Source organism: Kocuria palustris, from assembly GCF_007666205.1.
Lineage (GTDB): Bacteria > Actinomycetota > Actinomycetes > Actinomycetales > Micrococcaceae > Kocuria > Kocuria palustris_A.
On sequence record NZ_VDOR01000003.1, the window covers coordinates 26,989 to 43,613 of the forward strand.

The 16,625-nt window shown below is 70.5% G+C and carries 13 protein-coding genes; 7 read left to right on the forward strand and 6 right to left on the reverse strand.

Going from position 1 to position 16,625, the window contains the following annotated elements; all coding sequences use genetic code 11:
- Positions 1-269: 269 nt before the first annotated feature.
- The 5 genes from FSY66_RS04340 to FSY66_RS04360 all read left to right on the forward strand — a co-directional run bounded on the left by FSY66_RS04340 (position 270) and on the right by FSY66_RS04360 (position 7,498).
- The gene (locus FSY66_RS04340; protein WP_144791638.1) at positions 270-1,508 is read left to right on the forward strand and encodes an MFS transporter; all 1,239 of its coding nucleotides are present in this window, start codon (positions 270-272) and stop codon (positions 1,506-1,508) included.
- A 208-nt stretch (positions 1,509-1,716) separates the two neighbouring features.
- A complete protein-coding gene (locus tag FSY66_RS04345) occupies positions 1,717-3,258 on the forward strand; it encodes a hypothetical protein (protein ID WP_260853449.1) in 1,542 nt (513 codons plus the stop codon).
- Between the two features lie 276 nt (positions 3,259-3,534).
- Positions 3,535-3,846 carry a hypothetical protein gene (locus FSY66_RS04350; RefSeq protein WP_144791640.1) on the forward strand — a complete coding sequence of 104 codons (312 nt, stop codon included), beginning with the start codon at positions 3,535-3,537 and terminating at the stop codon, positions 3,844-3,846.
- Between the two features lie 12 nt (positions 3,847-3,858).
- Complete coding sequence (locus FSY66_RS04355) at positions 3,859-6,216, forward strand: AAA family ATPase (protein ID WP_144791642.1); 2,358 nt, start codon at positions 3,859-3,861, stop codon at positions 6,214-6,216.
- A gap of 61 nt (positions 6,217-6,277) precedes the next feature.
- On the forward strand, positions 6,278-7,498 hold the full coding sequence (locus tag FSY66_RS04360) for a flavin-containing monooxygenase (protein ID WP_260853451.1): 1,221 nt from the start codon (positions 6,278-6,280) through the stop codon (positions 7,496-7,498).
- Positions 7,499-7,584: 86 nt separating this feature from the next.
- On the opposite strand, the gene nrdF is transcribed toward FSY66_RS04360, so the two are convergent.
- From nrdF to FSY66_RS04390, 6 genes are all read right to left on the reverse strand, one after another.
- A complete protein-coding gene (gene nrdF, locus FSY66_RS04365) occupies positions 7,585-8,562 on the reverse strand; it encodes a class 1b ribonucleoside-diphosphate reductase subunit beta (RefSeq protein ID WP_144792147.1) in 978 nt (325 codons plus the stop codon).
- Positions 8,563-8,625: 63 nt separating this feature from the next.
- Complete coding sequence (gene nrdE, locus FSY66_RS04370; protein ID WP_222115512.1) at positions 8,626-10,731, reverse strand: class 1b ribonucleoside-diphosphate reductase subunit alpha; 2,106 nt, start codon at positions 10,729-10,731, stop codon at positions 8,626-8,628.
- Positions 10,732-10,805: 74 nt separating this feature from the next.
- A complete protein-coding gene (nrdI, locus tag FSY66_RS04375; protein ID WP_144791646.1) occupies positions 10,806-11,306 on the reverse strand; it encodes a class Ib ribonucleoside-diphosphate reductase assembly flavoprotein NrdI in 501 nt (166 codons plus the stop codon).
- Positions 11,307-11,453: 147 nt separating this feature from the next.
- A complete protein-coding gene (gene nrdH, locus FSY66_RS04380; protein WP_144791649.1) occupies positions 11,454-11,690 on the reverse strand; it encodes a glutaredoxin-like protein NrdH in 237 nt (78 codons plus the stop codon).
- 550 nt (positions 11,691-12,240) lie between these two features.
- A complete protein-coding gene (locus FSY66_RS04385; protein WP_260853453.1) occupies positions 12,241-13,698 on the reverse strand; it encodes an aldehyde dehydrogenase family protein in 1,458 nt (485 codons plus the stop codon).
- A 124-nt stretch (positions 13,699-13,822) separates the two neighbouring features.
- On the reverse strand, positions 13,823-14,917 hold the full coding sequence (locus FSY66_RS04390) for an App1 family protein (RefSeq protein ID WP_144791652.1): 1,095 nt from the start codon (positions 14,915-14,917) through the stop codon (positions 13,823-13,825).
- A 113-nt stretch (positions 14,918-15,030) separates the two neighbouring features.
- Between FSY66_RS04390 and FSY66_RS04395 the strand changes: the two genes are divergently transcribed.
- Entirely contained in the window at positions 15,031-15,564 is a 534-nt protein-coding gene (locus tag FSY66_RS04395; RefSeq protein ID WP_144791653.1) for a DUF3817 domain-containing protein, read from the forward strand.
- Between the two features lie 82 nt (positions 15,565-15,646).
- Complete coding sequence (gene ppk2, locus FSY66_RS04400) at positions 15,647-16,501, forward strand: polyphosphate kinase 2 (RefSeq protein ID WP_144791655.1); 855 nt, start codon at positions 15,647-15,649, stop codon at positions 16,499-16,501.
- Positions 16,502-16,625 lie beyond the last annotated feature (124 nt).

Genomic DNA, 16,625 nt, shown 5'->3' on the forward strand with positions numbered 1-16,625 from the left:
TGCTACCGGCGGCCTGCGACGGCGCGCATCGGCCCGGGGACTCTCCGACGGGGCCTTGCCGGCCCAGAGCAGACTCGGGGCGGCTCAGAGCAGGGCCGGGCCGTCAAGTCGAGCAGCGCCGCGGGTGAAAAGGATCATGCCCGCCGACGGCGCCCTGCACCCCATCCGCAGTGGGATGATGCCTGCATCCCCTTGTCCCCGGCCGCAGGCCGCGGCCGACCCATGCCCGGGCGCCGCGCAGCTTCGTGCCCCACGCGAAGTGAGCATCCATGCCCCATTCATCCTCTGCCGCCTCGGCTGCGGCCCCCAGCCCCGCTCCCAGGATCCTCTCCCGGCGCTTCACGCTGCTGTGGCTGATCCAGTTCCTGGCCTCGATCCAGTTCTACCTGCTGACCACCATCGCCGCGGTCTACGCGATGGAGCAGTTCCGCGCCGGCGAGACCGAGGCCGGTCTGACGACCACGGCCTTCACGGTCGGCGCGATCATCGCCCGCCTGATCACCGGCAAGTACATGGAGATCATCGGGCGCAAGCGCGTGCTCGTCGCCGGCTCCGTGCTGCTGGCCGTCGTCTCCGCCGCCTACGTTCCGGACACCGGCCTGTCGGGTCTGCTGCTCCTGCGCCTGATCAACGGCGCCGCGTTCGGCGTCGTCACGACGATCGCCCCGGCCGCGGTGCAGGCCGTCATCCCGCATCAGCGCCGCGGCGAGGCCACCGGGTACTTCGGCATGGCCACGACCCTGGCCACCGCGATCGGCCCCGCCGTGGGCGTGGCCATGTCCCAGTCGGTCGGCTACGACGCCGTGTTCTGGATGCTCACCGCGCTGTGCGTGATCTCGCTGCTCATCGTCCTGGTCCTCGACGTCCCCGAGGTCCCCATGGACGAGGCCCAGCGCACGGCCGCGAAGAAGTGGACGCTCAGCTCCATGATCGAGACGCGGGCCCTGCCCGTCTCGGCCGTGATGATCTTCTCCGGCGCCGCGTACTCGACCGTGCTGGCCTTCCTCAACGCCTTCGCCCTCGAGATGGACCTGGCGGCCGCCGCCGGCTTCTTCTTCCTGATCTACGCGGCCACGATCATCGTGACCCGCCCCTTCCTGGGCCGCCTCCAGGACCGCCGCGGCGACAACGCCGTGCTCGTGCCCGCGTTCCTCCTGTTCGCGGTGGCCATGTCCGTGCTGGCGATGACGACGACCGGCTGGATGCTGCTGCTGGTCGGCGTGCTGCTCGGCTGCTCCTTCGGCGCGGTGCTCACCGCCGCGCAGACCGCGGCCGTGAAGACCGCTCCCCTGCAGCGCGTGGGCCTGACCACCTCCACGTTCTTCCTGTGCATGGACGTCGGCGTCTCGGTCGGCCCCGTCACCCTGGGCGCCCTGGCCCCGGCCCTGGGCTACCGCGGGATGTACTTCGCGGCGGCGATCGTCGTCCTGGTCTGCCTCGGCTACTACCTGCTGGTGCACGGGCGCCGCGCCGGGCGCGGGACATCCACGCAGCGGGCCTCCGTCTGACGACCGGCCGGTCTGATCCCGGCGGCCCGCCAGGCCTTCCCGATGCGCCCGCCGCCCGGTCCTCGCTCCGAGGGCCGGGCGGCCGTCGTCCGCCCCGCAGCGGAAACCTCCTGCAAGCCGCCGCCGGATGATCCGAGGATGAAATAACGTGCGAATGCACCCCCGCAGCCGCAGGTGCGCCCCCGACTCCCCCGAGGTGATCTTCTCCGTGGCACGTCTCCGCCCCCGCACTGCCCCGCTCGACCGCCGTGACCGCCCCGGACTGGCGCGCTGCGTGACCGCCGGCTCCGGGGCTCTGCTGCTCGTGGGGCTGACGGCCTGCTCCGGAGGAGGCGGAGGGGGCGGCGGCACCGCCCAGTCGGCCCCCGAGGCCCCCGACTCCGCGGTGATCTCCGGCGACGACGCCTCTGCCGCCTCGGTCGAGATGACCTCCGCGCTGTTCGACTCGACCGATGCCGTGATCGTGGCCTCCGAGGAGGACGCCCCGGAGCTCGTCGACGAGGCCGGCGAGGCCGGGCTGCCCATGCTGATCGGCACGGGCCCCGACGTCGTCGAGGAGCTCGACCGGCTGTCCCCGGACACGATCGTGACCGCCTCCGGCACCGATCTGGGCGATGCGGCCGGCGAGCGGGAGGTCGTCGAGGTGGATCCGAGCGCGGACTCCTACGGCGATCTGCCCAGCGGCTCGGCGCCCGAGGACTCGGCCGAGGTCTCGGTGCTGATCGACCCGCTGAACCCCTCTCCGGCCGATCCGGCCGCCCGCGCCAATGCGCAGGCCGCCGGCACGAGCGTCCAGGAGATGCCGAACGGGGACCCCCGCACGAACGGCGACAGCGTCGAGGCCGCCCGTGCCGTGCAGGACCAGGGCGATCTCTCCCAGGGCGTGCTGGCCGTCGGCTCGTCGTTCGGCTCGATCGACGAGCTGTCGTCGCGCATGGAGACCGCGACGACCGTCGCGGAGCTGCCCGGAGGCGGTCAGGTGGCCTTCCCGGGACGGCGGATGGTCGCCGCCTACGGCTCGCCCGGCACCTCCGATCTGGGGATCCTGGGCGAGCAGGACGTGGACGGGGCGATCGAGCGCACGAAGGAGCTGGCCGCCGAGTACGACCCGCATTCCGATGTCCCGGTCGTCCCGGCATTCGAGATCATCACCACCGTGGCCTCCTCCGAGCCCGGCCCCGATGGCAACTACTCGAACGAGCTGCCGCCCGAGATGATCGAGGAATGGGTGGATGCGGCCGAGGAGGCCGGCGTGTACGTCGTGCTGGACCTGCAGCCGGGCACCACGGACTTCCTGACCCAGGCCCAGCGCTACGAGGACCTGCTCAAGCGCCCGCACGTGGGTCTGGCCCTGGACTCCGAGTGGCGTCTCGAGGGCGATCAGCGGCACATGGAGCAGGTCGGCTCCGTGGACGCGGCCGAGGTCAACGAGACCGCCGACTGGCTGGCGCAGCTGACCCGGGAGAACGACCTGCCGCAGAAGGTGTTCGTGCTCCACCAGTTCTCCACCGACATGCTCCCCGACCGCGAGAACATCACGGCGGATCGCCCCGAGCTCGCCATGCTCGTGCACGCCGACGGGCACGGCACCCGCGACCTGAAGATGGGCACCTGGAACACGCTGAAGCAGGATCTGCCGGAGGGCATGGGCATGGCGTGGAAGAACTTCTACGACGAGGACACCCCCACCTGGACCCCCGAGGAGACCTACGACATCGAGCCGCGCCCGTGGTTCGTCTCGTACCAGTGAGGCCCGCGAAGCATCAGTAGACTGCCGGTCCATGTCCGAGGATCCCTCCGCACCGCATGACAGAGCGCGCTCGTCGGAGACGAGCGGATCGCAGGCGGCTCCCCGCGTCGGACCACCCCGGGGAGCCGCCTCGACCCGGAGGGTCGACGCGCGCATCGACACGGCGCCGCAGCAGATCGTGGGCAGCGGCGACGATCGCCGTGCGCCGCGCCATGAACGACCGCGACAGGCCCCGCCCCTCCCCCGCAGCAGCTGCCCGGAGCGCGCCACTACACCGTGCCGACGACGAGGGACCGCGCCGTCGGCGGGGCCTCTGCCGCGGCGCCGTCGTGGGGCGGCTCCTCGGCGGTCGTCCGGCCGAAGCGGCGGCCTCGCTGGTGGGTCCTCCACGTCGTCATGCTGACGGCGATCCTGCTGCTGCTCGTCGTCCCCTTCGTCGTCGGCCTCGCGTCGGTCGCGGTCGATCCGGCCGATGACTCCTGGGTCTGGCCGCTGCTGCTGGCGTGGCTGCTCGCCGTGCTCCTGATCCCGATCTGGATCGCGTGGAGCATCGTGCGCGGCGTCCTGTGGCGTGACAGCACCCGCTGAGGTCCCGACGCCATGGCCCTGACCCTGACCGCCGAGTTCTCGGACGCGCTCGAGAAGCTGCAGGCCGGTGTGCCCGTCCTCCTCACCGGCCGGGCCGGCACCGGCAAGTCGACGCTGATCCGCAGCTTCCTGGAGTCCACGAGCCGCCAGGCGGTCGTCGCGGCGCCCACGGGGATCGCCGCCCTGAACGTGGGCGGGTGGACGCTGCACCGGCTGTTCTCCTTCCCCGCGGGCATCACGCCGGAGCAGGTCCGCTCCGGGGACTACCGACCGGGCCGGTTCATGAAGACCCTCGCCTCCCTGGACACCCTGGTGATCGACGAGATCTCGATGGTGCGCGCCGATCTCTTCGACTGCCTGGCCCTGGCACTCGAGCGCTTCGGGCCGAAGCCCGGGACGCCCTTCGGCGGGGTGCAGCTCGTGCTCGTGGGCGACCTGCATCAGCTGCCCCCGGTCGTCGCCGACGCCGAGCGCGAGCACTTCCGGAGCTGCTACGACTCCCCCTTCTTCTTCTCCGCGCACGAGTACGCGCCCTCGTCGTTCGCCGTCGTCGAGCTGACCACGGTCTTCCGCCAGGTCGAGGACACCCGGATGGTCGAGATCCTCGATGCCGTGCGCGACGGCGACCTGCTCGAGGACGCCCGTTCCGAGCTCAATCGGCGCACCGATCCGGACTTCGACCCGCCGCCGGAGGAGCTCTGGCTGACGCTGGCCACGACCAACCGCGTCGCGGGAGCGCGCAACCGTCGGATGCTCGAGCGGCTGGAGGCGCCGCTCGCCTTCTCGACGGCTCGGGTCACCGGGGACCTCGACGGGATGGAGCGACCCGCCGACGAGGTCCTGGCCTACAAGGCGGGAGCGCAGATCATGCTCCTGACCAATGATCCCGCCGATCGCTGGGCCAACGGCACCCTGGCCAGGATCACGGACACGCTCTTCGACGAGGACGGTGAGCCGTGCGTGGTCGTCGAGCTGCCCGACGGGACCCGGGCCGCGGTCGAGCGGCATGTGTGGGAGGTGACGCGCCCGTCGGCGGCCGGCGGGCGGCTGACCCACGAGGTCGTGGGCACGTTCGCCCAGCTGCCGTTCCGGCTCGCGTGGGCGATCACGATCCACAAGAGCCAGGGCCAGACCCTGGATCGGGTGATCGTGGATCTCAGCGGCGGGACCTTCGCCGACGGCCAGCTCTACGTGGCCCTGAGCCGCTGCCGCTCGCTCGACGGACTGGTGCTCACCCGCGACGTGCTGCCCAAGGACCTGCGCGTCGATCAGCGCGTGCGGCGCTTCCTGCGCTCCCGGACGGGTCATTCGACGACCGGCGGGCAGGTCTGGCTCGGCATCTGCTGGGTGGGCGACGAGGGCACCCGCTGGAAGCCCCGCCCGATCGAGATCGCTGCGGTGGCCGATGACGGCCGGCAGGCGTCGTCGCTGATCAATCCCACGCGGGACCTGGGCTCGGCGCGCGCCGACCACGGGATCGGCGCCGCCGACGTGGAGCTCGCGCCCCTGCTCGAGCAGGCCTGGGCCGCCCTGGCCCCGCTGCTCCAGGGGCGCACCCCCGTGGGCCTGGACATCGACCGGACGCTCAGCCGCATCGACGTCGAGCTCAAGCGCAACGGCCACGTGGCGCGCATGCCGCTGGGCCGCGAGCTCGACGACGGCACGCTCACGCCGGCGGACCGCCTCCGCCTCGGCGCGCCGAGCGCCCTGGAGCGGGCGCTGGCGGCGCGCGATATCGCCGCCCGCCGCGGGATCACGGGCCTCGAGGCCTTCCCCGCCGTCGACGACCGCCCCGGCTATCTCCTGCCGCGCACGGGCTCCTCCGAGCATGCGTTCCGGATCCATGTCCCGGGGGCGGCCGTGCCGTGGCCCGAGCGCGCTGACGCCCTGGCCGAAGCGCTGCGTGCGGCCGTGCGGCGCGGTGGGCTCAGCCCGGGGGCGCGCGCCGTGGTCCGCGCGGTCGAATCGCAGCTCGACCGACGCATCCTGGAGGACCCCGACGGCCCCGCTGCTCCGGAGCTGCCCGAGGTCCTGGTCCCGGGAGCCCGGGTCTGCTTCACGGGGACCACCCGAGACGAGGGCGGGCGCCAGCTGTCCCGGCACGAGGTCGAGGTGCTGGCCGCCTCCCACGGGCTGGCCCCGGTCGCGACCGTGACCAGGACCCGCTGCGATGCCCTGGTGGTCGCCGAGCTCGGAACACAGTCCGGCAAAGCCCGAAAGGCCGCCGCGTACGGCACACCGGTCTTCGCGTTCGCCGCCTTCCTGGCCTGGACGGACGGCTCCGGCTGCTGTCATGGCACCCCGGGAGGCACGAACCGGAGGACCGGCGCCGTCGCCGACGAGCCGGCCGTGAGCATCACGGCGATCTGACCCCTCCCCGGCCCTGCGCGATGTCGGGAATAGCCGGCCGCTCGACCGCGCTCTCCTTTTTGTGGATACGTCACGTGAATCCGGGTCGACCGAGGGCGAACCGCTGGATGTCGTGGTGATCGGCGCCGGGCAGGCCGGGCTGAGCGCCGCGGGCCGACTGCTGCGCAAGGGCCTGGAGCCCTGGCGCGACGTCGTGGTGCTCGACGGCAACGACGGCCCCGGCGGCGCCTGGCGGCATCGCTGGGACTCGCTGACCTTCGACGCCGCCCACGGCATCCACGACCTGCCCGGCTTCCCGCTGGGCACGCCGGATCCGGCCGAGCCGGCCAGCCGCGTGGTCGCCCGCTACTACGGTGCCTACGAGCAGGAGCTGGGCCTGCCCGTCGTGCGCCCCGCACCGGTCTCGGCGGTCGAGCGGGACGACGACGGCCTGTTCCGCGTCACCGCCGCCGACGGCTCCGTGCGCCGCACCCGTGCGGTGATCAGCGCCACCGGGACGTGGAACCGCCCGCACTGGCCCAGCTATCCCGGCATGGGCGATTTCGCCGGCCGCCAGCTGCACACCCGCGACTTCGCCGCCGCCGAGGACTTCGCCGGGCAGCGCGTGCTCGTGGTCGGCGGCGGGACGTCGGCGCTGCAGTTCCTCCTGCAGCTCGAGGACGCCGGCGCGCAGACCGTGTGGAGCACCCGTCGGGCCCCGGACTGGACCGATCGCTTCTTCGATGCCTCCTGGGGCACCGATGTGGAGACCTCCGTCTCGGCCCGCACGACGACGGGACTGCCGCCGCTGTCCGTCGTGGCGGCCACGGGGCTGCCGGTCACCGAGCAGTACCGCAACGGCATCGCCGCCGGGACCCTGCTCTCCCGGGGGCGGCTGCTGCGGCTCACCACCGACGGGGCCGTGCTCGACGGCCCGGGGCCCGACGGCACGCAGCTGCCCGGCCAGAGCGAGGCCGCCGATCGTGTCCTGGCGGAGCTGCCCGCCTCGCCCGCGCGGACGCTGCCCGGCCGCTCCGTGCCCCACGAGTCCTCTGAGGCCGCGTGGGAGACGCCCGTGGACGCGGTGCTGTGGGCCACGGGATTCCGGGCGGCCCTGGATCATCTGCAGCCCCTGCAGCTGCGCGAGCCCGGCGGCGGGATCACCATGGGCGCCGACGGGGTCACCGTGGAGCGCGCACCGGGGCTGTTCCTGGTGGGCTACGGCGCCTCCGCCTCGACGATCGGGGCGACCCGCGCGGGACGCGCCGCCGCCGCGGCGGCCGCGAAGCTCCTGGGCGGCTGAATCGCGGGACGTCGAGGGCCCCGACCTGCGCGCGGCAGGTCGGGGCCCTCGTCTGCTCGGCCGGAGTGCCGGGACGGCTCAGCGGCTCAGAAGTCCCAGTCCTCGTCCTCCGTGTTCACGGCCTTGCCGATCACGTAGGAGGAGCCGGAGCCGGAGAAGAAGTCGTGGTTCTCATCGGCGTTCGGCGACAGCGCGGACAGGATCGCCGGGGAGACATCGGTCATCTCCTTGGGGAACAGCGCCTCGTAGCCGAGGTTGTTCAGCGCCTTGTTCGCGTTGTAGTGCAGGAACTTCTTGACCTCCTCGGTCCACCCCACCGTGTCGTAGAGCGACTCGGTGTAGGCGACCTCGTTCTCGTAGAGCTCGTCGAGCAGGTCGTAGGTGTACTCCTTGAGCTCGGCCTGCCGCTGCGGGGACTCGCTCTCCAGGCCGCGCTGGTACTTGTAGCCGATGTAGTACCCGTGCACGGCCTCGTCGCGGATGATCAGGCGGATCAGATCCGCCGTGTTCGTCAGCTTGGCGTGCGAGGAGAAGTGCATGGGCAGGTAGAAGCCCGAGTAGAAGAGGAAGGACTCCAGCAGCGTGGAGGCGATCTTCTTCTTCAGCGGGTCGTCGCCCACGTAGCGGTCCAGCACGATGTCGGCCTTGCGCTGGAGGTGCTCGTTCTCGTCCGACCACCGGAAGGCGTCGTCGATCATCCTGGTCGAGGCCAGCGTCGAGAAGATCGACGAGTACGACTTGGCGTGCACCGACTCCATGAACGCGATGTTCGTGTAGACGGCCTCCTCGTGCAGCGTCACGGCGTCCGGCAGCAGCGACACGGCGCCCACGGTGCCCTGGATCGTGTCCAGCAGCGTCAGGCCCGTGAAGACCTTCATGGTGAGGTCCTGCTCCTCAGCGGTGAGCGTGTTCCACGACTGGACGTCGTTGGACAGCGGCACCTTCTCGGGCAGCCAGAAATTGGCGGTGAGCCGGTCCCAGACCTCGTCGTCCTTGGGGTCCTGGACGCGGTTCCAGTTGATGGCCTTGGCGTGGTGGCGGGTGAGCTCCACCTTCTCGCTCATCATCTCGGTGTCAGTCTCCTGTTCGGTTCTCGTCGATGCGCAGTGCGGGGCCGGAGCGGCGGATCACAGCATGCAGGAGACGCAGCCCTCGATCTCCGTGCCCTCGAGCGCGAGCTGGCGGATGCGCGAGTAGTACATCGTCTTGATGCCCTTGCGCCAGGCGTAGATCTGCGCCTTGTTGACGTCGCGCGTCGTGGCGGTGTCCTTGAAGAACAGCGTCAGCGACAGCCCCTGGTCCACGTGCTGCGAGGCGGCGGCGTAGGTGTCGATGATCTTCTCGTAGCCGATCTCGTACGCGTCCTGGAAGTACTCCAGGTTGTCCTGATCCATGTGGGGCGCCGGGTAGTAGACGCGGCCCAGCTTGCCCTCCTTGCGGATCTCGATCGGCGCGGCGATCGGGTGGATCGACGACGTCGAGTCGTTGATGTACGAGATCGAGCCCGTCGGCGGAACCGCCTGCAGGTTCTGGTTGAACATGCCGTGCTCGGCCACCTGCGACTTGAGCTCGCGCCAGTCGTCCTGGGTGGGGATGTGGATCTCCGAGGCCTCGAACAGCTCGCGGACGCGCTGCGTGGCCGGCGCCCACTCCTTCTCCGTGTACTTGTCGAAGTACGAGCCGCTGGCGTAGTCCGAGTTCTCGAAGTTCACGAACGTCTCGCCGCGCTCCTTCGCCAGCAGCATCGAGGCGCGCACGGCGTGATAGGTCACGGTGTAGAAGTAGATGTTCGTGAAGTCCACGCCCTCCTCCGAGCCGTAGTGGATGTGCTCGCGGCCCAGGTAGCCGTGCAGGTTCATCTGGCCCAGCCCGACGGCGTGGGACATGTCGTTGCCGCGGCGGATCGAGGGCACCGAGTCGATCTCGGACATCTCGGAGACCGCCGTGAGCCCGCGGATGGCGGTCTCGATGGTCTGCCCGAAGTCCGGGGAGTCCATAGTCAGCGCGATGTTCAGCGAGCCCAGGTTGCACGAGATGTCCTTGCCCACGGTCTCGTAGGTGAGGTCGTCGTGGTACGTCGAGGGCTCGGAGACCTGGAGGATCTCGGAGCACAGGTTGGACATGATGACCTTGCCCTCGATGGGGTTGGCCCGGTTCACCGTGTCCTCGAACATCACGTACGGGTAGCCGGACTCGAACTGCACCTCGGCCAGGGTCTGGAAGAACTCGCGCGCCCTGATCTTGGTCTTGGTGATCCGGGCGTCGTCGACCATCTCGTGGTACTTCTCCGAGACGTTCACGTCCGAGAACGGCACGCCGTAGATGCGCTCGACGTCGTAGGGCGAGAACAGGTACATGTCCTGGTTCTTCTTGGCCAGCTCGAACGTGATGTCCGGGATGACGACGCCCAGCGACAGCGTCTTGATGCGGATCTTCTCGTCCGCGTTCTCGCGCTTGGTGTCCAGGAACCGGTAGATGTCCGGGTGGTGGGCGTGCAGGTACACCGCGCCGGCGCCCTGGCGAGCGCCGAGCTGGTTGGCGTAGGAGAACGAGTCCTCCAGCAGCTTCATCACGGGGATGATGCCCGAGGACTGGTTCTCGATCTTCTTGATCGGCGCGCCCGCCTCGCGGATGTTGGTCAGAGCGAACGCCACGCCGCCGCCGCGCTTGGACAGCTGCAGGGCGGAGTTGATCGAGCGGCCGATCGACTCCATGTTGTCCTCGATGCGCAGCAGGAAGCACGAGACCATCTCGCCGCGCTGCTTCTTGCCCGCGTTGAGGAACGTGGGCGTGGCCGGCTGGAAGCGGCCCGAGATGATCTCCTCGACCAGATGCTCGGCCAGCTCGCGATCGCCGTCGGCCAGGTACAGCGAGACCATGACCACGCGGTCCTCGAAGCGCTCGAGGTAGCGGCGGCCGTCGAACGTCTTGAGCGTGTACGACGTGTAGAACTTGAACGCGCCCAGGAACGTCTTGAAGCGGAACTTCTTCCCGTAGGCGATCTTGGACAGCTTCTTCACGAACTCGAAGTCGTACTTCTCCAGGACCTCGGGCTCGTAGTACTGGTGGTCCACCAGGTAGTCGAGCTTCTCCTTGAGGTCGTGGAAGAAGACGGTGTTCTCGTTGACGTGCTGCAGGAAGTACTGGCGCACGGCCTGGCGGTCGGCGTCGAACTGGATGCGGCCGTCGGCGTCGTACAGGTTCAGCACGGCGTTGAGCTCGTGATAGCCCATGCCGCGGAACTTCTCGGGGGTCTTCGGATCCTCGTGGCCCAGGCCGGCGACCCCGGCGTGGGTGGTGTGGGTGGTCACTGCCACAGCTTCATCAGTCCTTCGTTGACATCGGCGACGTCCTGGTCGGTGCCCATCAGCTCGAAGCGGTGGAGCAGCGGGACATCGCACTTGACGGCGATCTTCTGGGCGGCGAGGCAGTAGCTCTCGCCGAAGTTGGTGTTGCCGGCGCCCAGGACCCCCCGCAGCCCGCGCCGGTTCTCCTCGATGTTGAGGAACTTGACGACCTGCGGCGGCACCGCCCCCGCCCCGCCGGGGCGGCCGTAGGTGGGCACGGCCAGCACGTAGGGCTCGCGGACCGCGGGCATCTCCTCCGCGGTGCGCAGCGGCAGGCGCAGTGTGCGGGCACGCAGCTTCTGCACGAACCGGTGGGTGTTGCCGGAGATCGAGGAGAAGTAGACGACCAGCGGGTCGTCCGCTCCGGGGGCAGCGGCCTGCTCGCCGCGATCGGCGGCCTCGGCCGTGTGCTGGGCCCGGGCGGCGGCCGTCCGGCGCAGCTCGGCGACGAGAGCGGACATGGTGGTCACCTCCGAGAAGGCGTGCGACGGGTGGTCCTGCCGGACCGGGATGCGGGATGTGCGTGCAGTGCGACGGCCGGGCCGCCGCCCGGATCGCCCTCTCGGGGATCCCCGGCGGGACCCGACCGTCGTGGTCGAGGCCGGGCCTCAGGCGGAGGCGCGCACCGCGAGCTGGGAGATCATGTCGGGGCGGTAGCCCGACCAGTGGTCATCGCCGGCCTCCACGACCGGGACCTGCTGGTAGCCCAGGCTCACGACGTGGTCGTAGGCGGCCTGGTCCTCGGTGACATCGACGACGTCGTAGTCGATGCCCTTCTTGGTGAGCGCGCGATAGGTCGCGTTGCACTGGACGCAGGAGGGCTTGCTGTAGACGGTCACTGACATGTCGGTGATCCCTTCCTGTTCATGGGGGCTGGATCGGAGGGTGCTGGAAGAGCTGCTTCCGGGCCGAGCGCGGACGCGATCACGACGACGGTGCGGTCGTGCCATCCGCTGGCAGGGATCCGGGTGCAGGACCGCTGATCGGTGGCTCCGAACGGTCTGCCGGATGCGGGCCGCTCTCTCTCCTGCGCTGGGTACAGATACTACATCTTGTGCCGGGGTCCATCGAGAGGCCCAAGATGCTGTGTCTCACCGTCGCGCCCGTCGAGGCGGGCTTGTCCTCAGGATGTCCACAGACGACTGTCCGCACCGAAGGCGCGGCCCCCGCGCGAACATGCGGGCCGGGCCGCTGCGGGGCATGGTCATCCACATGACGGAGATCTCCGGGTCCACGCCTGTGCACGCCGCAGAAACATCACGAGACGTCCCGGGGACCGCGTGTCGTCACGTCATCCGGCGTCGTCGCTCAGCGCGGCCCTCGATCTGCGGCAGCACCGCGGACATCGGCGCCGGACAGCGGCGCGGCGCCTGCCCCGTTCCGATCCGCGGCCACTCAGTCGCGGCGCAGGCGCCTGCGCGCTCGGTGCACCAGCTCCCCCGGAGTGGGAGCCGCCATGAGGGCCTGCGCGGCCCGGGCCCGCACCCCCGTGTACGGCGGGAACGTGACCTGCAGCGTCTCGGGGCTCAGCGGCTTGTCCAGCACCGAGCGCAGATGGCTGAAGGTCTCGAAGCTGGCCTGCCCGTGGTAGCTGCCGGTGCCCGAGTCGCCCACACCTCCGAAGGGCAGCTGCGGGTGGATGAGATGGACCATGGGTGCCTCGAAGGTCATGCCGCCCGAGGACGTCATCCCGCGGAAGCCCTCCCGGACCTCCTCCCGCTCGCTGAACACGTACAGCGCCAGGGGCTTCTCCCCGTCGGCCACGAAGCGCGCCGCCTCGCGGTGATCCTCCACGGCCACCAGCGGCAGGATGGGCCCGAAGATCTCCTCCTCCATGGCGGGGCCGTCGGAGGCGCTGCGAATGATCGTGGGCTCCAGGTAGCGGTCATCGGCGTCGTGCCGCCCGCCCGCGACGATGTCCTCCGCAGGGATGCGCTCGAGCAGCTCCGTCAGCCGGGAGAGGTGGCGCGGCGTCACGATCCGCCCGTAGGACTCCGAGCGCTGAGGATCGGTGCCGTAGAAGGAGCGCACGGCCTCCGGCAGCAGCTGCTCGAGCTGCGCCAGCACGGCGGAGGGGCCCATGACGTAGTCGGGAGCCACGCAGGTCTGCCCCGCGTTGACCAGCTTGGCCCACGCCAGCCGGCGGGCCGCGGCGGGCAGGTCGACGGTGTCGTCGATCCACACCGGGGACTTGCCGCCCAGCTCCAGGGTGACCGGCGTCAGGTGCTCGGCGGCCGCGCGCATCACCACGCGGCCGACCGTCGAGTTGCCCGTGAAGAAGATGTGGTCGAAGCGGTGCTGGAGCAGTCGGGTGGTCTCCGGGATCGCGCCGAGGACCACCGAGACGCAGTCGGAGAGCTCCTGGAGGGCATCGGCCAGCGCCTGGGCCACATGGGGAGTGACCTCGGAGGGCTTCACCACGGCGGTGCACCCGGCGGCCAGAGCACCCACCAGAGGGCTGAAGACCAGCTGCACCGGGTAGTTCCACGGGGCGATGATCAGCGCGGTGCCCAGGGGCTGCGGCTCGACCCAGGCCGTCGAAGGGGCCAGGACCGCGGCCGAGCCGACCGATCGCGGTGCCATCCACCGGCCCACGTTCCTGCGGACGTGGCGCAGCTCCGTGAGGCTCACGCCGATCTCGGTGACCTCGGCCTCCGTGGCCGACTTGCCGAGGTCCTGTGCGAGAGCGGCCTGCAGCGGCTCGCGATGGCGCTGCAGCGCTCGCTCCAGCCGATCGAGCCGGTCCAGGCGCGTGTCGAGGTCGACCGGGGCCCGGAACGCGTCCTGCGCGCGCTCGACCGCACGGTCGATGCCGCGGGCCGCGGTCTCGTCGAGGCCTTCGACATCGGACAAGGACGCCGCCTTGCGTCGGAACGACGGGGCAGTCGGAAGGGGCGCGGCCGGGGCTCGGTTGCTCATGTCCCCAACCTAGACGCGCGCGACGACAGCACAAGGGCTCCGCACCCCGGAACAGGCCTCAGAGCAGGCCGGCCTCCGCGAGCTGCTCGGAGATGGACGCGCCGTCGTTGGCGCGGATCAGCGGGATGCCCTCCGGCAGCTCGGGCCCGTCCGGCGTGAGCAGGCGGCCCGAGGCCAGCACGGCCTCGGTCGGCGACAGGGTGCGGATCACGACCGCCGCGACGTTCTGCGGATAGCGCTGCGCGAAGCCGCTGTAGATCTCGGGATCGTGCTGGCCGTCGTCGCCGATCAGGATCCACTTCATCCGCGGGAACTCGCGGGCGAGCTCCTCGAGGTTCTCGACCTTGTGCCGCGGTCCCGAGCGGAACCAGCGATCCGTCGTGGGACCCCAGTCGGTGAGCAGGAGCGTTCCGGGCGGGTACGCATTGCGGCCCAGGAACCGGCGCAGCGTGGGAGCGACGTTCCAGGCACCGGTGGAGAGGTAGATGAAGGGCGCGCCGCGGTGCCGTCGTCGCAGCCGCTCCATCAGCACGGGCATGCCGGGGGTCGCGTCGCGGGCGTGCTCGTTGAGCACGAACGAGTTCCAGGCCGCGAGCATGGGCCGCGGCAGGGAGGTCACCATGACGGTGTCGTCCACGTCGGAGAGGATCCCGATGCCCTGGGCATCATCGACCACCCAGATGCGCGAGCTCGCCCACTCCGAGCCCTCCGTGCGCAGGTAGGCCGTGTGCACTCCCGGCTCCAGGCTGATCGAGAGATCGGCATCGATCACTCCGCCCTTGTCGGCGACCAGGCGGAAGGCCACGCCGTCGATCTCGACGTCCACGTGGGCGAAGGAGATCGGGATCGAGGTGAAGGAGCGCCAGCCCCGGATCGAGGACGCGTCCTCGTCGGTGGGGGCCTCGGGCCCGTGCGTCTTGAACAGGGCCCGGCCCAGGATGCGGACGTGATCGGTCGAGCCGTAGCAGTCGAAGGCCACCATGACCGGCAGGTCGCCGCGGCGCTGGGCGCTGCGCTGCCGGAAGTGCGTGAAGCCCTGCTCGATCCGGTAGCCGACGTTCTGCGCCTCCTTGGTGACCTGGTCCACCGTCTGGAGCAGGTCGGTGGCCAGGTCGATGGGCTGCTGGTCCGTATCCGGACGGGTCTGGGTCATGAGCGCAAGTCTGGCACAGCCTCGCCCGGCGGTTCAGGACGACGGCGCCGATCCGGCCTCCGCGGATCGCCGCGTTGAGGTGCCGTCATGCCGAGTGCGATGGAATGGGCCGCATGACGACAGCTCCGCACCCCGCCGCCCCCGAGGGCCGCACCGACGACCCCATCACCCCGCACCGCCTCTTCCGGACCCTGGCCTTCGCCGAGGCCGTGACGTGGACGCTGCTGATCCTGGGCATGATCGGCAAGTACGCGCTGCACCTGGGCGACTGGCCGGTCTCCGTGGGCGGCGGCATCCACGGGTTCGTGTTCCTGAGCTACTGCGCGGCCGCCGTCATGGTCTGGATCGACGCCCGCTGGTCCGCCCGCGACGGCCTGCTCGCGCTGTTCAGCGCCGTGATCCCCTACGCCACGATCCCGGTGGAGCGACGCGCCCTGCGCCGGGGCCTGCTCCCCCACCGCTGGCGCCTGCGCGACGCCGGCCCGGAGGCCGGTGCTGACGACGATGCCAGGGGGCCGCTCGAGAAGCTGCTGGCCGCCCTGCTGCGTCGCCCGCTGCTGTCGGCCCTCGCCGTGATCGCCGTCGTCGTGGTCCTCTACGTCGCCCTGCTGGCCATGGGCCCGCCCGTCGACGTCTCCCCGGAGTGACCCGCCCGCCGGACCGGCCCCCGCACGGCAACTTGCCCGCCCCGGTGCGGTGATCTGCGCCTCATCCGCCTATCGTCATGCCATGGCGAAGAAGAAGCGCATGGAGAAGTCCCTGTACGAGGCGGAGCTGCTGCGGCTGCAGGCCGAGCTCGTGGAGATGCAGGAGTGGGTGAAGTCCACGGGCAACCGCGTGGTCGTGGTCTTCGAGGGCCGCGATGCCGCCGGCAAGGGCGGGGCGATCAAGCGGCTCACCGAGTACCTGAACCCGCGCATCGCCCGGGTCGTGGCGCTGCCGGCGCCCACCGAGCGGCAGAAGACGCAGTGGTACTTCCAGCGCTACATCGAGCATCTGCCGGCCGCCGGCGAGATCGTGATCTTCGACCGCTCCTGGTACAACCGGGCCGGTGTCGAGCGCGTCATGGGCTTCTGCACGCCCGATGAGCACCAGCGCTTCCTGCGGCAGTGCCCGATCTTCGAGCAGATGCTCGTGGAGGACGGGATCATCCTGCGCAAGTACTGGTTCTCGGTCTCCGGCAAGGAGCAGGAGAAGCGCTTCCAGTCGCGGCTGTCCGATCCCATGCGGCACTGGAAGCTCTCCCCCATGGACCTCGAATCGCTGACCCGCTGGGAGGACTACTCCCGCGCCCGCGACGAGATGCTCGTGCACACCGACCTGCCGTACGCCCGATGGAACATCGTCGAGGCCGAGGACAAGCGTCGGGCGCGGATCAACATGATCGCCGACCTGCTGAACACCATCCAGTGGGAGCACATCGAGCACCCCAAGCTGGAGCTGCCCAAGCGACCCCCGTCGACCGGCTACCAGCGACCGCCGCGCGAGCTCCAGCGGGCCGTGCCGGACCACGCCGCAGACGTCGAGGCCCAGGCGGAGAGGAAGCCCTCGCTCAAGAAGAAGGCGAAGGACAAGGAGGACTGAGCCGTCGGCCGTCTTCGCCCGTCACCGGCCGCTTCCTCACCCCTCCCACCACTCTCCCACCGCGACCGGCCGCTTATTCACCTCTCCTTCCACGACCGGCCGCTTCCTCACCGCTTCGACGCGG

Bases quoted from the DNA above. Each gene is read 5' to 3' on its own strand.
- FSY66_RS04340 (WP_144791638.1), top strand. From the start codon at position 270: ATGCCCCATTCATCCTCTGCCGCCTCGGCTGCGGCCCCCAGCCCCGCT.
- FSY66_RS04355 (WP_144791642.1), top strand. From the start codon at position 3,859: ATGGCCCTGACCCTGACCGCCGAGTTCTCGGACGCGCTCGAGAAGCTG.
- nrdF (WP_144792147.1), bottom strand. From the start codon at position 8,562: ATGAGCGAGAAGGTGGAGCTCACCCGCCACCACGCCAAGGCCATCAAC.
- nrdE (WP_222115512.1), bottom strand. From the start codon at position 10,731: ATGGGCTATCACGAGCTCAACGCCGTGCTGAACCTGTACGACGCCGAC.
- nrdI (WP_144791646.1), bottom strand. From the start codon at position 11,306: ATGTCCGCTCTCGTCGCCGAGCTGCGCCGGACGGCCGCCGCCCGGGCC.
- nrdH (WP_144791649.1), bottom strand. From the start codon at position 11,690: ATGTCAGTGACCGTCTACAGCAAGCCCTCCTGCGTCCAGTGCAACGCG.
- FSY66_RS04390 (WP_144791652.1), bottom strand. From the start codon at position 14,917: ATGACCCAGACCCGTCCGGATACGGACCAGCAGCCCATCGACCTGGCC.
- FSY66_RS04395 (WP_144791653.1), top strand. From the start codon at position 15,031: ATGACGACAGCTCCGCACCCCGCCGCCCCCGAGGGCCGCACCGACGAC.
- ppk2 (WP_144791655.1), top strand. From the start codon at position 15,647: ATGGCGAAGAAGAAGCGCATGGAGAAGTCCCTGTACGAGGCGGAGCTG.